This window comes from Paracoccus sp. UBA5162, from assembly GCF_002413585.1.
Lineage (GTDB): Bacteria > Pseudomonadota > Alphaproteobacteria > Rhodobacterales > Rhodobacteraceae > Paracoccus.
Genome location: NZ_DHXG01000074.1, coordinates 35,751 through 50,260 on the forward strand (window position 1 = coordinate 35,751; position 14,510 = coordinate 50,260).

13 protein-coding genes are annotated in these 14,510 nt (G+C 66.7%); 6 read left to right on the forward strand and 7 right to left on the reverse strand.

The features are described from left to right. Positions 1-4: 4 nt before the first annotated feature. From B4A72_RS11465 to B4A72_RS11475, 3 genes are all read right to left on the reverse strand, one after another. Positions 5-595: a TRAP transporter small permease gene (locus tag B4A72_RS11465; protein WP_292955603.1), complete on the reverse strand. Its 591-nt coding sequence runs from the start codon at positions 593-595 to the stop codon at positions 5-7. Between the two features lie 146 nt (positions 596-741). Then, a complete protein-coding gene (gene dctP / locus B4A72_RS11470; RefSeq protein ID WP_292955182.1) occupies positions 742-1,860 on the reverse strand; it encodes a TRAP transporter substrate-binding protein DctP in 1,119 nt (372 codons plus the stop codon). A gap of 162 nt (positions 1,861-2,022) precedes the next feature. After that, positions 2,023-3,417 (reverse strand): PLP-dependent aminotransferase family protein, encoded by a 1,395-nt coding sequence (locus B4A72_RS11475; RefSeq protein ID WP_292955179.1) that lies wholly within the window; start codon positions 3,415-3,417, stop codon positions 2,023-2,025. 74 nt (positions 3,418-3,491) lie between these two features. Between B4A72_RS11475 and B4A72_RS11480 the strand changes: the two genes are divergently transcribed. The 3 genes from B4A72_RS11480 to B4A72_RS11490 all read left to right on the forward strand — a co-directional run bounded on the left by B4A72_RS11480 (position 3,492) and on the right by B4A72_RS11490 (position 6,993). Beyond that, positions 3,492-3,980: an Lrp/AsnC family transcriptional regulator gene (locus tag B4A72_RS11480; protein WP_292955176.1), complete on the forward strand. Its 489-nt coding sequence runs from the start codon at positions 3,492-3,494 to the stop codon at positions 3,978-3,980. 246 nt (positions 3,981-4,226) lie between these two features. Next, positions 4,227-5,597 (forward strand): NAD-dependent succinate-semialdehyde dehydrogenase, encoded by a 1,371-nt coding sequence (locus tag B4A72_RS11485; RefSeq protein WP_414692163.1) that lies wholly within the window; start codon positions 4,227-4,229, stop codon positions 5,595-5,597. 25 nt (positions 5,598-5,622) lie between these two features. Continuing rightward, positions 5,623-6,993 carry an aspartate aminotransferase family protein gene (locus B4A72_RS11490; RefSeq protein ID WP_292978622.1) on the forward strand — a complete coding sequence of 457 codons (1,371 nt, stop codon included), beginning with the start codon at positions 5,623-5,625 and terminating at the stop codon, positions 6,991-6,993. A 1-nt stretch (position 6,994) separates the two neighbouring features. Here the strand turns inward: B4A72_RS11490 and B4A72_RS11495 are convergent, their stop codons facing one another. The 4 genes from B4A72_RS11495 to B4A72_RS11510 form a co-directional block, all read right to left on the reverse strand. Beyond that, positions 6,995-7,627 carry a nucleotidyltransferase family protein gene (locus tag B4A72_RS11495; protein WP_292955167.1) on the reverse strand — a complete coding sequence of 211 codons (633 nt, stop codon included), beginning with the start codon at positions 7,625-7,627 and terminating at the stop codon, positions 6,995-6,997. Beyond that, on the reverse strand, positions 7,624-8,427 hold the full coding sequence (locus B4A72_RS11500; RefSeq protein ID WP_292978624.1) for an XdhC family protein: 804 nt from the start codon (positions 8,425-8,427) through the stop codon (positions 7,624-7,626). Before B4A72_RS11500 ends, B4A72_RS11495 begins: the two co-directional genes overlap by 4 nt. A gap of 84 nt (positions 8,428-8,511) precedes the next feature. Continuing rightward, positions 8,512-9,801 carry a PQQ-dependent sugar dehydrogenase gene (locus B4A72_RS11505; protein ID WP_292955161.1) on the reverse strand — a complete coding sequence of 430 codons (1,290 nt, stop codon included), beginning with the start codon at positions 9,799-9,801 and terminating at the stop codon, positions 8,512-8,514. Positions 9,802-9,948: 147 nt separating this feature from the next. Further along, complete coding sequence (locus B4A72_RS11510; RefSeq protein ID WP_292955158.1) at positions 9,949-11,250, reverse strand: NCS2 family permease; 1,302 nt, start codon at positions 11,248-11,250, stop codon at positions 9,949-9,951. Between the two features lie 216 nt (positions 11,251-11,466). Between B4A72_RS11510 and puuE the strand changes: the two genes are divergently transcribed. The 3 genes from puuE to B4A72_RS11525 form a co-directional block, all read left to right on the forward strand. Then, complete coding sequence (puuE, locus tag B4A72_RS11515) at positions 11,467-12,873, forward strand: allantoinase PuuE (protein WP_292978626.1); 1,407 nt, start codon at positions 11,467-11,469, stop codon at positions 12,871-12,873. Then, the gene (locus B4A72_RS11520; RefSeq protein ID WP_292978628.1) at positions 12,870-13,757 is read left to right on the forward strand and encodes a bifunctional allantoicase/(S)-ureidoglycine aminohydrolase; all 888 of its coding nucleotides are present in this window, start codon (positions 12,870-12,872) and stop codon (positions 13,755-13,757) included. Before puuE ends, B4A72_RS11520 begins: the two co-directional genes overlap by 4 nt. A gap of 226 nt (positions 13,758-13,983) precedes the next feature. After that, positions 13,984-14,510: SLC13 family permease (locus tag B4A72_RS11525; RefSeq protein WP_292978630.1), on the forward strand; the 527-nt coding region annotated here is incomplete at its 3' end.

Genomic DNA, 14,510 nt, shown 5'->3' on the forward strand with positions numbered 1-14,510 from the left:
TCGCTCAGACCTCCTCTTCCACGCTGTCGTCATAGCCTTCCAGCGTGCTGGTGGACAGCCAGATGTCGCGGTCGATCATGTTCTTGATCGTGGTCAGCGTGTATTGCAGGCCGGTCAGGAAAAAACCCAGCGGTGCCCAGACGATGATCCACCATTGCGGGATCTGCAGCGCCGGCAGCACCCGCCCGCGCGAGGCCTGCGTCAGCACGTAATCCATCGCATACCAGGCCAGCAGCAGCATAACCGCCGCCGTCAGGGCGGAAATCAGGATCATCATCATCTTGCGCAGCCGGAACGGCAGGGCGTCGAAAAAGGCCGACATGCGGATATGCCGGCCATGCCGCGCGGCGTAGGAAATGCCCGCGAAGGTGATCAGGATGATCAGCGCCTGGTTCAGTTCCTCGGAAAAGAAGATGCTCTGGCCCAGAAGGTAGCGACCGACGACATTGGCCATCGTGTTCAGCGCCATCAGCAGGACCCCGATTGCCAGCAGCACCGCCTCGATCCGGGCGATGGCCACATCGATCGCGCCCAGCGGTCCGGGCAGCCCCGAAACATATTTGGAATCGTCGATATCGTCATCGCCGCCCGCCATTTCGGCCGCGGCGACGATATCGGGATCGGGCTTGGGGGCATGCTTGTCGTCAAGCGTCATGGCCGGGATCCCATGCTGTGAACGGATAACCTGCATGGGATCGGCCACGCATGTGGCCGGACCCCCTGTCGTGGCACGGGCCGGGGCTAGTTGCCGGCCGGGGCGGTCTCGGTCGTGCCTTCCGCCGGGGCCGCGGCGCTGTCACCGCCCCCGGTCGCGGCGGCCTCGTCACTGCCGCCAGCCGCGGCGGCCGCGTCGCCACTGCCCGCGGCTTCCAGATCGGCCTTCATCTGGTCCAGGATCGCCTGGGCCTGCGATCCGCCGATCTCGAGGAACTGCGCCTCGACATCGGCCGCCGTCTCCTTGAAGGGCTTGCGCTCTTCTTCGGTCAGCGTGTTGATCGTGATCGAGGGCTTGGCTTCCTTGATCTTGTTCAGCGATTCCTCGGTCAGGCCCTTCTGGTAATCGACGATATAGTCGAACGAGGCCGAAATCGCGTCCCGAACCACCTTCTTGTTTTCGTCGGACAGGCCGTCGAAGAATTCCTTGTTGGCCATGACGGCGGTGGTGAAGTTGTTGTGGCCGGCGCGGGTGATGTAGTCGGTCACCTCGTACATCTTCGTCGATTCGATGAAGAAGGCGGGATTTTCCTGACCCTGGATGATGCCGGTCTGCAGCGCGCCGTAAACCTCGCCCCAAGGCAGCGGCGTGGGCGTCGCGCCAAAGGCCTTGTAGCTTTCGACCAGCAGCGGGTTGGTCATCACGCGGAACTTGACCTCGTTCAGATCGGCCGGGCTCTTGACCGGCGTGGTCGTGGTCATCATCACCTCGCCCTCCGGGAACATGGTCAGAAGCTCAAGACCCTGATCGGCATAAAGCGGCGGAAACAGCTCGTTGATGGCCTTGGAATTGCGGAAGAAGCTGACCAGCGTATCCTGATCCTGGGGCAGCAGATAGGGCACGAAGAAGACCTGCGCCTCGGGGATCAGCGCGCCGGTAAAACCGGGGGACTGATCGACGAATTGCAGGATGCCCGATTGCGCCTGTTCCATGATGTCGGCCGATTCGCCCAGCGTTCCGAACGGGAACAGCTGAACCTCGTTGTCGGAATTGGCCTCGATCTCTTCCTTGAACTTCTGGGCGAACTTGCCCTGAACCTCGTCCATCGCCTCTTCGAAGGCATAGCGCCAGGTTTCGGCCATGGCGGAACCCGCGCCCAGAACCAGGGCGGCAAGGCTGGCGGCGGTCAATGTCTTGAAAGTCATGTGTTCTCCTGTTGATGGGCCTCCCTGACGCAACGGCGCAAGGAACCTCGGGTTTGCAGGCTCCGGGTCGTTCCTGCCCGGACTGGCTTGTCTCGACAGTTCGGACCAAGCCCTTTGCATGTCAATTTCTATATTAAACCATGACAATTCGGGGGCCGGGTGTCAAACGGATGGTCCGGGACGGCCCTCGGGCCGACTTTCGGGCAGGATCCCGGCCAGGATCGAAAGCCCCCGTTCCATCTCTCGCAAGGGCGCCGCGCCGAGGCAGATCCGCAGCGCCGGATCGCGGTCGGTGACGGCAAAGCCGCTGCCCGGCGCCACCGCCACGCCGCGGTCCAGCGCGCGGTCCAGCAACGCGCGTTCGTCGGTGCCCGGCGGCAGCGGCAGCCAACGGTGCAGGCCATGCGGAAAGCCCGCGCTGCGCCCGTCCAGCAGACGCTGCGCCAGCCGGTTTCGGCCCGCAAGCTCGATCCGTTGGGCGGCCAGAAGACGGTCCGCCACGCCGCTGGCGATCCAGTCCTGCGCGATCTCGGCCATCAGCGGCGTGGCCATCCAGGCCAGCGACAGATGCCGGTTCAGCGCGCGCTCTGCCAGCGTTTCGGGCATGGTCAGAAAACCCAGCCGCAATCCCGGCGACAGGCATTTCGACAAGCCGGTAAAGTAGAAGCTGCGTTCGGGCGCGAAATGGGACACGGGCGGAGGACGGCGCCGCGCGACCGGTCCCGTCGGATCGCTTTCCAGAATGATCAGGCCGGCCTCGCGCGCCGCGCAGGCCAGCGCCTGCCGCCGGTCGCGATCCATCATCCGCGCGAAGGGGCCCGCCCCCGACGGCAGCAGAAACACCGCCTTCACCCGCCCGGCCGAGGCACGCACGACCTTTGACAGCGCGCCCGGATCCATTCCCGCCTCGTCGCCGGGAACGCCGCGCAGACGCAGATGCAGATGCCTGGCCGCCGGTTTCAGCGTGTGGCAGGTCGAACTTTCGGTGGCGATCTCGTCGCCCGGTTTCAGCGCGCTCATCAGCGCCACGAACATGGCGGGCGTGGTGCCGTTGGTGATCAGGATGCGCTGCGCCGGCACGACCAGGCCGCAGCGTGCCAGCCAGGCCGCCGCCATGCCGCCGTAGAGGGCCATCGTCTGGCGCGGGCGAAAGGAATGGATCGCGCCATCGGGCAGCCTGTCGGAGAGGCGGACAAGACTATCGCGCCAGGCCTCGGCAATGGCGGGCAGGCGGACCGGGGTCATCATCGACAGATCGATCGGCGGACGGTCGGTGGCGGCGCGGAACCACGGCACCTCGACCGTCTCGCGCGGGCCGGATTTCACGAATGTCCCCCGCCCCACCTCGCCCGAGATCAGGTCGGCGCGGATCAGTTCCTCATAGGCGCGACTGACCGTCTGGACCGAGACACCCAGCCGCCAGGCCAGATCGCGATGCGGCGGCAATTTCTCTCCGGCGCGCAGGCTGCCCGAATCGATGGCGGCGGCAAGGCCCTGGGCAAGGCTTCGATAGGCGGGGCGCGAGATGTCCTCGCGGGTGAGCGGCCAATGCGACATGGACCGCATGATTCGCGATGCGGCGGCGGCTTGTCCAGATTGACATTGGCCGGGGCGGCGGAAACAAGCGGATCATGACGCCGCTTCGCCTCGATGATCGTGACATCGCCATTCTCGCGACCTTGGCGCGCGAGGGCCGCATCTCGAAGACCGAGCTTGCGTCGCGGGTGAACCTGTCGCCGACGCCCTGCTGGGAACGCATGAAGCGGCTGGAACAGGCCGGGCTTATCCGTGGCTATCGCGCCGAGATCGCGCTTGCCGGGCTGGCGCCGCATGTGCAGGTCTTCGTGATGGTGGAACTGGACACTCACCGGACCGAGAGTTTCCGGACCTTCGAGCGCACCGTGGCGCGGATGGACGAGATCACCGGCTGCTGGGCCATCGGCGGCGGCTATGATTACCTGATGCAGGTCGTATCGACCGATGTCGCGGCATTTCAGGACCTGATGGACAATCTGCTGGAAAGCCCCGCCGGGCTGCGGCGCTATTACAGCTATATCGTGACCAAGCCGGTCAAGGATCTGCCGCCGGCGCTGGCGCTGCTGGGCGGAGGCGAGGGCTGAGGGGCCTTGCCCCTCGGCGCGTGCCGCGCCTCACCCCAGGGTATTTCCGCAACGAAGAAACCGCCGGAGCAGAGGATTTTTCTGCGGCGGCGACCGACTTTGGAGAATTCCTCCCCCGCGCGGCACCTAGATCCGTGTCAGGCAAGGAGGTGCACGATGCTTGACGACATGTCTTCCCGACTGACCGACCGGATCGCCGATTCCGGCCTGCTGCCCGGCCAGGGCGATTTCGCCGGCGAGGGCCGGATGGCCGTGCGCGATCCCGCGACCGGCGAGGTCATCGCCAAGGTGGCCATCAGCGACCGCGACGGCGCCCGCGCTGCCATCGATGCCGCGCAGGCGGCGTTTGCCGGATGGTCCGCGATGCTGCCCCAGCACCGGGCGCAGATCCTGCATCGCTGGCACGCCATGATCGTCGAGGCGAAAGAGGATCTTGCCCGGATCATGGTGGCCGAACAGGGCAAGCCGATCAGCGAGGCGCGGGGCGAGATCGAATACGCCGCCAGCTTCGTGCAATTCTATGCCGAAGAGGCGCTGCGCCCGAACATCGAAGGCGTGACCAGCCACCTGCCGGACGCAGAGATGGAATTGTGGCGCGAGCCGGTGGGTGTCGCCGCGCTGGTCACGCCATGGAATTTTCCCTGCGCGATGATCACCCGCAAGGCCGCGGCCGCGCTTGGCGCGGGCTGCACCGTCATCATCCACCCCTCGGCCGAGACCCCGCTCTCGGCGCTGGCCCTTGCGGAACTGGCCCGCCGCGCGGGGTTTCCCGAAGGCGTGGTCAACACCGTCATCGGCGACGCCGCGACCATCGTCGGCGAATGGACCGCCGATACCCGCGTCCGGGCCCTGTCCTTTACCGGATCGACCGAGATCGGGCGGCTGCTTTATCGCCAATCGGCCGATACGGTGAAACGTCTGGTCATGGAACTGGGCGGACACGCGCCGTTCATCGTCTTCAAGGGCGCCGATCTGGACCGGGCCGTGGCCGAGGGCATCAAGGCGAAATTCGCGACCTCGGGACAGGATTGCCTGGGCGCGAACCGCTTCTATATCCAGCGCGACATCTATGACGATTTCTGTGCCCGCTTCACCGCCGCAGTCGAAAAGCTGACCCTGGCACCGGGCATGAGAGATCCCGATATCGGCCCGCTGATCCATGACCGCCAGATCGAAAAGCAGATGGCGCATGTCGAGGATGCCCTGGCCAAGGGCGCGCGGCTGCTGACCGGGGGTGGAGTGGACGAGGCCCAGGGGCCGCTGTTCTTCAGGCCGACGGTTCTGGCCGATGTGCCAGACGAGGCCGCGATCATGTCGCAGGAAACCTTTGGTCCCGTCGCCGCGCTGAGTCCGTTCGACACCGAGGACGAGGTGATCGCGCGGGCCAATGCCACCGAATACGGGCTGGTCGCCTATCTTCACAGCCACGACCCGCGCCGGATCTATCGGCTGACGCGGGCGTTGCAATACGGCATGGTCGCGGTGAACCGCACCAAGGTCACCGGCGCGCCGATCCCCTTCGGCGGCATGAAGCAATCCGGGATCGGCCGCGAGGGCGCGCGTCAGGGGCTCGAAGCCTTTACCGAAATCAAATATGTCTGCCGCGACTGGGCCTGAACCACCGGCGATGAAAGGAAACGAGATGCTGACCAATGACGAACTGGCGAAGTGGGACCGCGAGAGCTTTTTCCATCCTTCGACCAATCTGGGTCAATTCGCGCGAGGCGAGGGCCCGCAGCGGATCGTGACCGGCGGTGAGGGCGTTTTCATCACCGACCGCGACGGCAACCGCCTGCTGGACGGGTTCGCCGGGCTTTACTGCGTGAATGTCGGCTATGGGCGCAAGGAGATCGCCGAAGCCATCGCCGATCAGGCGCGCGAACTGTCCTATTACCACGCCTATGCGGGACACGGCTCGGAGGCCAGCATCACTCTGGCCAGGATGGTGATGGAGCGCGCGCCCGAAGGTATGGCGCGGGTCTATTTCGGGCTTGGCGGCTCGGACGCGAATGAAACCAACATCAAGCTGGTCTGGTATTACAACAACATCCTGGGCCGGCCCGAGAAGAAGAAGATCATCTCGCGCTGGCGCGGCTATCACGGTTCGGGCCTGATGACCGGCAGCCTGACCGGGCTGGACCTGTTTCACAAGAAATTCGATCTGCCGCTGGCGCAGGTGATCCATACCGAGGCGCCCTATCCTTACCGCCGACCCGACCTGGCCATGTCCGAGTCCGATTTCACCGCCTATTGCGTCGAAAAGCTGGAAGACCTGATCGCCGCCGAGGGCGCCGACACGATCGCCGCCTTCATCGGCGAGCCGGTCCTGGGCACGGGCGGCATCGTGCCGCCGCCCGCCGGCTACTGGCCCGCGATCCAGAAGGTGCTGGACCGCCACGACATCCTGCTGATCGCGGATGAGGTGGTCACGGGGTTCGGGCGTCTGGGCAGCATGTTCGGCAGCGATCATTACGCGATGAAGCCCGACCTGATCACCAGCGCCAAGGGCTTGACCAGCGCCTATGCGCCGCTGTCGGCCAGCATCGTGGGTCAGCGCATGTGGGACGTGCTGACGCGTGGAACGGACGAATACGGCGTGCTGGGACATGGCTGGACCTATTCGGCCCATCCGATCGGCGCGGCGGCGGGAATCGCCAACCTGAAGCTGATCGACGACCTTGGACTGGTGCAGAATGCCGGCGAGACCGGCAATTACTTCTGGCAGAACATGCGCGAGCAGGTCGGCGGCCATGGTCATGTCGGCGAGGTTCGCGGCGAAGGGATGCTGTGCGCGGTGGAACTGGTCGCGGACAAGGAAAAACGCATCTTCTTCGAGGCTGCCGATGGCAAGGGCGCCAAGGTCGTGGCCGCGATGCTGAAACGCGGCGTGATCGCGCGGGCCATGCCGCAGGGCGACATTCTGGGATTCGCGCCGCCCTTGTGCCTGACGAAGTCCGAGGCCGATCAGATCGTGTCGGTGACGAAGGACGCGATCACCGAGGTTCTGGGATAGCTTATCGCGTCCCGCGACGGCCGGGGGCGCCGCCCCCGGACCCCCGAGGTATTTGAGAAGAGTGCGAAAGGCGGGCCGGCCGGGTTGCGCGCCGGATCCGGGCGAGATCGTTCACCGTGTCGATATCGGCCAGTTGACCGGCGGCCTCGATCACCGCCGCCGGCGGCAGATCCCCGATCAGCGGGCCCGCGCCCCGGTCGCCTTTCAAGGCCGCCAGTCTTGGCAGCCAGGCCGCCGGAAAACAGGCCGGCGGCATGGGCGGGCCGCGGTCGCGGCTGGCCGAGGGCATCGTGTCGCTGGCAGCGGCGACAACCCGGTCCAGATGTCTTGCGCTGACGAAGGGCATGTCGGCCAGCGCGATCAGCAAGAGGTCCGGACGGCCCGCGGCGGCCAGTCCCGCACGCAGGCTGTCGGACTGCCCGCCCGGGGCGACGGCCACGATCTCGAAGCCGGCCAGATGAGGCGCCAGGTCCGGATTGGCGATGACTGCGATACGGCGGTCCAGCGCCGCCCTGCGCATCGCCTCGGCGGCGTGGGCGATCAGCGGGCGGCCGCGAAGCGGGCTCAGCAGCTTGTCCTTGGGTCCGAAGCGGCGCGAGGCGCCAGCGGCCAGCAGCAGCCCGGCGCGGATCATCCGAACTGTGCATCATAGGCGGCCAGGATCTCGGTCAGGACCGAGGCGGCCAGAAGACGCGGTTCGCGCACGGGGCTGACGACGCCGATCGGGCCGCGCAGACGGACCAGCGCCGCCTCGTCGATCCCCGTCTCGCGAAGGGCCGCCTGACGCGCAAGCTGTGCCCGTCGCGATCCGAGCGCGCCGATATAGAAGGCGGGCGAGGCCAGCGCCGCGCGCAGGGGAGGCAATTCCCGGTCATGGTCGTGAAACAGCGTCACGACGGCGCTCTGGGCGTCCGGCGGCGGAGCCTTTTCGCCCCGGTGGCAGGGCAGATCGAGCGCGGCGACCATGGACGCCAGAGCTTCGGCCTCGTCGCCCTCGCCGTGCAGGATCACCGCGGGCGGTGGCGGCAGGACCAGCGCAAAGCCCGTCGCTGCGTCGCGGGAGGCCGCCCCGGTGACAAGATCGATGCGCCAGCGGCCGGTGCGCCGGGCGGCACGGTCCGCGCCGATGGCAGCCAGCCAGACCGGATCGGGACGCTGGATCAGTGCGATGTGCACGGTTCCGCCGCAGGGCAAGGGCAGGTCAATCGGCCCGCCCAGCCCATAGGTCAGATGGGTGACGGCACGGGCCGCGCCGACATGGCCCGCGATGTCGGCGTCGATGCAGCCCGCGCCGAGCCGGCCGACCCGGCCGCCATCCGGCCACAGCGCCATGGCCGCCCCGGGCCTGCGCGGAAAACCGCCCTCGGCCGCGATCAGCAGGGCAAGCGCGCCTCCGGGCCTTGCGGCAAGGGCGGCGAAAGGGTCGGTCGTCATGTCGGGCAACGTCCGGCTGCGGGATCCTGTTCCGTCACGGTCCTCCCAGGCGAACGACACGGACGCCGCGCCGCTGCCGGGCGGTTATGCCGCGCTGACGCGCCAGATCACGTCGCCCACATCGTCCGCCATCAGCAGCGATCGGCGGTCCGGTCCTATGGCCACGCCGACCGGCCGTCCATAGGAGAATTTCTCGTCCTCGGACAGAAAGCCCCACAGGATGTCGCGCGGCGGTCCCGAGGGTCTGCCCTCGGCGAAGGGCACGAAGATCATGCGATAGCCGCTGAGCGTCGAGCGGTTCCAGGATCCGTGCTGGCCGATCACCATGCCCTCGCCGAATCCGGGCAAGGTCTGGTCCGGCATCCAGCACAGTCCCAACGAGGCGGTGTGCCCGCCCAGCGCGTAATCCGGCTTGATGGCGCGGGCGACCAGATCCGGATCCTGCGGCACCCGGTCGTCGACGATCCGGTCCCAATAGCAATAGGGCCAGCCGTAGAAGCCGCCTTCCTGCACCGAGGTCAGGTAATCCGGCGGCGTCTCGTCGCCCAGCCCGTCACGTTCGTTGACAACGGTCCACAGAGTCGCGGTGTCGGGCTGCCAGGCCATGCCGACCGGGTTGCGCAACCCGGAGGCGAAGATGCGCGCCTTTCCGCTGGCCAGATCCAGTTCCCAGATCGCGGCGCGGCCTTCCTCGGCCTCCAGGCCCTCGTCGCCGATATTCGTCAGCGATCCGACGCCGGCATAGATCCTGCTGTGATCGGGGCTGACGATCAGGCTGCGGGTCCAGTGGCCGCCGGGCTTGAAATCGACCAGCTTGCGGCCCGGACCCTGCAGCCGGTCCGCGCCTTCGGTGTAGTCGAAGGCCACGATCCCGTCGGTATTGCCGACATAGAAGGTGCCGTCGACCATGGCCATGCCGAAGGGCTGGTTCTGGTTCTGCACGAAGACATGTCGCGTCTCGGCCACGCCGTCGCCGTCGCCGTCGCGCCACAGCGTGATGCGGTTGGGGCTCTGGCCGATGGCCTTCGCCCGCCGCATCGTGGCCTGCATGGCGTGATCCATCAGCTTGCGCGGCGGGCTTTCCTCCTGCAGCGCCTCGGCCACCAGGACATCGCCATTGGGCAGGACCTCGATCCAGCGGGGATGGATCAGATCGCGGGCGAAGGCATTGACCTTCAGGCCGGGCGCGGCGGTGGGCTTGTGGTCGCCCACCCAACCCTTCGCGGTCGGCATCTTCAGCGTCATGATGCCCTGTTTCCTGGCTTCGGGGATGGTGGGTGACTGCCCCGTCGCCTGCGATTTCGGCGCCGCCCCGCGCCTCAGCAGCACCATCGCCCCGCCCACGATCGACGTCGCCCGTGCCATCCAGTCCATGTTTTCGTTCCCCTGTTGTCGCGGGGCCGAGCCTAGGACATGCGGCGCCGGGTGCAAGCCCGGAAACATGCCGCGGGCCGGAAACGAGGGCGGCGTCCGGGCCCATTCCGGCCGGGCGCCGCCGATGGCCGCGATCCTTGTCCGGCCCTAGCCTTCGGGGAAGAAGGCAAAGCGGATCACGAACAGCCCCGCCACGATCCAGGTCGCCGCGTGAACCTCGCGCGCGCGGCCGGTCAGCAGCTTCAGCACCGCGTAGCTGACGAAGCCGAAAGCCAGGCCATTGGCAATGGAATAGGTGAAGGGCATGGCGATCGCGGTCAGCACGGCTGGCGCGCTTTCGGTGACATCGGTCCAGTCGATCTCGGCCAGTTCGCGCACCATCAGCGACGCGACATACAGCAATGCCGGCGCCGTCGCATAGGCCGGCACGGCCCCCGCCAGCGGCGCGAAGAACATCGCCAGCAGGAACAATCCCGCCACGACCAGCGCGGTCAGGCCGGTCCGCCCGCCCGCCGCGACGCCCGAGGCGCTTTCGGCATAGGCGGTGGTAGAGGACGTGCCCAGCATCGAACCGGCCAGGATAGCCGTCGAATCGGCCATCAGCGCCCGGCCCAGGTTCTTGTTGGTATGGGTCGGCCCCTCGACCAGCAGGCCGGCACGCTTGGCCACGCCGATCAGGGTGCCGGTGGCGTCGAAAATCTCGACCAGGACCATGACCAGGACGACATGGAATATCCCGAAGCTCAGTGCGCCCAGAAGGTCAAGCTGCATGAAGGTGGGCGCGATCGAGGGCGGCGTGGACATGATGCCGGTAAACTGGCTGACGCCCAGCAGGATCGAGGCGACGGTGACAAGCAGGATCCCGATCAGGATCGCGCCCGGAACCTTCAGTGCATCCAGTGCCGCGATGATGAAGAAGCCCGCGATGGTCAGCAGCGTGCCCGCCTGGGTCAGATCGCCCAGCGTCACGAAGGTCGCCGGGCTGGCCACCACGATACCCGAGGATTTCATCGCGATGATCGCCAGGAACAGCCCGATGCCGGCGGCGATGGCGCTGCGCATGGACACCGGAATCCCGCCGATCAGCCAGCGCCGGATCCCGGTCACCGACAGGAACAGGAAGATCAGGCCCGAGATGAAGACCGCGCCCAGGGCCTGCTGCCAGGTGAACCCCATCGCGCCGACGACGGTGAAGGCGAAGAAGGCGTTCAGCCCCATGCCCGGCGCCATGCCGATGGGCCAGTTGGCCCAAAGCCCCATGACCAGCGACCCGATCGCCGCGGCCAGGCAGGTTGCCACGAAGACCGCGTCGCGATCCATGCCGGTCGAGGACAGGATGTCGGGATTGACGAAGATGATATAGGCCATCGTCAGAAAGGTGGTCAGGCCCGCAATGATCTCGGTGCGGATATTGCTGCCGGTTTCGGTCAGCTTGAATAGTCGTTCCATGATGATCCTCCCCGCGGCTCTCCCCGCCGCCATCGACGCGGATTGTATGGGTCGGGGAAATGGCTTCACAATCGCGCCCGGCCCGCAAGTCTTTCAATGCGGGATTGAAAGCGCCGCGATCTTTGTCGATTTGTTGATACAGAATTTCGGACTTGCCGACTTGCCCGGCGCGGCCCGGACGGGTCTTGTGAAACCAGCCAAGGGAAGGACATCACGATGCGCTACAGCCGCGACCTGCGAGGATATGGCGAAACCCCACCCGATCCGCAATGGCCGGGCGGCGCGCGGATCGCGGTCCAGATCGTGATGAACTACGAAGAGGGTGGCGAGAACAGCATCGAGCACGGCGATGCCGCCTCCGAGGCCTTCCTGTCCGAGATCATCGGCGCCCAGGCCTGGCCCGGCCAGCGGCACTGGAACATGGAATCGATCTACGACTACGGTGCACGGGCCGGATTCTGGCGCCTGCACCGGATGCTGAAGGATCTGCCGATCACCGTCTACGGCGTCGCCACCGCGCTGGAACGCGCGCCCGAACAGGTCGCCGCCATGCAGGAGGCGGGCTGGGAGATCGCCACCCACGGGCTGAAATGGATCGACTACAAGGACGTCCCGCGCGAGGTCGAGGCCGATCACATCGCCCGGGCCGTCGACCTGCACAGGCGCATCACCGGGGAACGTCCCCTTGGCTTCTACCAGGGCCGCACCTCGATGAACACGGTCGCGCTTGGCTGCGAGGAAGGCGGCTTTGCCTATCTGGCCGACACCATCGCCGACGACCTGCCCTATTGGCATGTCCATCAGGAACGCCCGCAATTGATGGTGCCCTATACGATGGACGCCAACGACATGCGGTTCTCGTCGGGTCAGGGCTTCGGCACCGGGGTCGAGTTCTTCGATTACCTGCGCGACAGTTTCGACATTCTCTATGCCGAAGGTCAGGCCGGCGCGCCGAAGATGATGTCGATCGGCCTGCATTGCCGCCTTGCGGGGCGCCCGGGTCGGGCCATGGCGATCCGGCGCTTCCTCGATCACGCCCGCGCGCATGAGGGCGTGTGGTTCGCCACCCGCCTCGACATCGCGCGCCACTGGGCCGAGACCCATCCCTGGAAACCGCGCGAACGTCCCTCGCAGATGAGCCGCGACGCCTTCGTGCGGAAATTCGGCGGCATCTACGAACATTCCCCTTGGGTGGCCGAGCGTGTCCACCGCGCCGAGATGGGCGCGGTCCATGACAGCGCCCGCGGGCTGGCGCGGCGGATGGCGCAGATCTTTCGTTCGGCCGACGATCAGGCCCGCCTGGACGTGCTGAGGGCGCATCCGGACCTTGCCGGCAAGCTGGCGGCGGCGAAGAAGCTGACGGCGGAAAGCACCTCCGAACAGGCCAGCGCCGGGCTGGACAGCCTGACCGATGCCGAACGGGCCGAGTTCACGCGGCTGAACGACGCCTATGTCGCCAGGCACGGCTTTCCCTTCATCATCGCAGTGCGCGATTACGACAAGCCCGGCATCCAGGCCGCCATGCGGGCGCGGGTGGACAACAATACCGAAACCGAACGCGCCGAGGCCGAAAAACAGGTCATGCGCATCGCCGAACTTCGCCTGAAGGATCTTCTGCCATGAACCAGCCCCCGAAAGGTGCCCCCACCGGCGATCCGGCCACCATCGTCGAAGCGGATGTGTCCGGGCCCTATGCCGGCCCCGTCGCGGGCCTGCCGCCGCAGACCGGCCTGACCACCGACACGGCCGTCTTCACCGAGGCCTATGCCGTCATCCCCCGCACGGTGATGCGCGACATCGTGACCTCCTACCTGCCGGGATGGGACGGGATGCGGATGTGGATGCTGGCCCGGCCATTGTCCGGCTTTGCCGAGACGTTCAGCCAATATGTCGTCGAACTGGCCGAGGGCGGCGGCAGCGACGCCCCTGATGACGATCCCGAAGTGCAGCACGCGGTCTTTGTCACCGGCGGCGAATTGCGCGTCACCATCGACGGTGCCGATCACCTGCTGAAACCGGGCGGCTTTGCCTATATCCCGGCGGGAACGCCATGGCGGGTGCGCAACGTGACGCCCGGCCCGACCGGCTTTCACTGGTGGCGCAAGCGGTGGCAGCCCTGTGCGGGACTCGACAGGCCCGATCCGATCATCGCGCGGGAACAGGATCTGCCGCCCTCGCCCATGCCCGATACCGACGGCGCCTGGGGCACGACGCGGTTCATGGATCCGGCCGATCTGCGCCACGACATGCACATCACGCTGGTCACGTTCAAACCCGGCGGCTCGATCCCCTTTGCCGAAACGCACGTGATGGAACACGGGCTGTTCGTGTTGGAGGGCAAGGCCGTCTATCGCCTGAACCGCGACTGGGTCGAGGTCGGCCCCGGCGACTTCATGTGGTTGCGCGCCTTCTGCCCGCAGGCCTGCTATGCGGGCGGGCCGGGGCGGTTCCGCTATCTTCTCTACAAGGACGTGAACCGTCACGCGGGTTTGTGGCCGAATCGTTGATCGGTCACCGGGCCGGAAGCGCGCCAGGGCGTCCGCAGGCCGGATCCGGGCCAGGCGGATGATGGCGGCGAAGGGTCCCGCGGGCCGCCCGCCTGGCGCCGCGACGCCCGCGACCCTGACCGGCGCCGATCCAGGCAGCCGCGCGACGGCCCGCTTGCGGCACGGCGCGGAATAGGATCAATATGCGCCGACTGGCCGGTTCCCCGGTGCGGGATGCGAGACATGAATGTTCGGATTTGAACTGACCGGAACAGCCTCGGCGATCGTCACGATCCTGATCATCGCGGGCATGTTGACGCTGTTCATCCGCGAAACCTACCCGCCCGAAGTGACCGCGATTCTGGGCGCGGTGGTGCTGCTGGGCCTTGGAATCCTGGGCAAGGACGACGCGGCCGAGGTGCTGGCCAACCCCGCGCCCTGGACCATTGCCTTCATGTTCATCATCGTCGGCGGGCTGGTCAGGACCGGGGCGCTGGACTGGATCGGTCAGCGCGCGGCGCGCCACGCGGGCGCGCGTCCGATGATGACGCTGGGCCTTGTCTCTTGCCTGGTCTGCGCCATGTCGGCCTTTGTCAACAACACGCCGCTGGTCGTGGTGATGATGCCGATCTTCATGCAGTTGGCGAAGGAAATGGGAAAATCCCCCTCGAAGCTGCTGATCCCGCTGTCCTATCTGTCGATCCTGGGCGGCACGATGACGATGATCGGCACCTCGACCAACCTGCTGGTGGACGGCGTGGCCCGCAATTCCGG

Coding starts and splice junctions, on each gene's coding strand:
- B4A72_RS11480 (WP_292955176.1), top strand. CDS start 3,492: ATGACGCCGCTTCGCCTCGATGATCGTGACATCGCCATTCTCGCGACC.
- B4A72_RS11500 (WP_292978624.1), bottom strand. CDS start 8,427: ATGACGACCGACCCTTTCGCCGCCCTTGCCGCAAGGCCCGGAGGCGCG.
- B4A72_RS11510 (WP_292955158.1), bottom strand. CDS start 11,250: ATGGAACGACTATTCAAGCTGACCGAAACCGGCAGCAATATCCGCACC.
- B4A72_RS11505 (WP_292955161.1), bottom strand. CDS start 9,801: ATGGACTGGATGGCACGGGCGACGTCGATCGTGGGCGGGGCGATGGTG.
- B4A72_RS11495 (WP_292955167.1), bottom strand. CDS start 7,627: ATGATCCGCGCCGGGCTGCTGCTGGCCGCTGGCGCCTCGCGCCGCTTC.
- B4A72_RS11465 (WP_292955603.1), bottom strand. CDS start 595: ATGGCGGGCGGCGATGACGATATCGACGATTCCAAATATGTTTCGGGG.
- B4A72_RS11490 (WP_292978622.1), top strand. CDS start 5,623: ATGCTGACCAATGACGAACTGGCGAAGTGGGACCGCGAGAGCTTTTTC.
- puuE (WP_292978626.1), top strand. CDS start 11,467: ATGCGCTACAGCCGCGACCTGCGAGGATATGGCGAAACCCCACCCGAT.
- B4A72_RS11475 (WP_292955179.1), bottom strand. CDS start 3,417: ATGTCGCATTGGCCGCTCACCCGCGAGGACATCTCGCGCCCCGCCTAT.
- B4A72_RS11485 (WP_414692163.1), top strand. CDS start 4,227: ATGGCCGTGCGCGATCCCGCGACCGGCGAGGTCATCGCCAAGGTGGCC.
- dctP (WP_292955182.1), bottom strand. CDS start 1,860: ATGACTTTCAAGACATTGACCGCCGCCAGCCTTGCCGCCCTGGTTCTG.
- B4A72_RS11520 (WP_292978628.1), top strand. CDS start 12,870: ATGAACCAGCCCCCGAAAGGTGCCCCCACCGGCGATCCGGCCACCATC.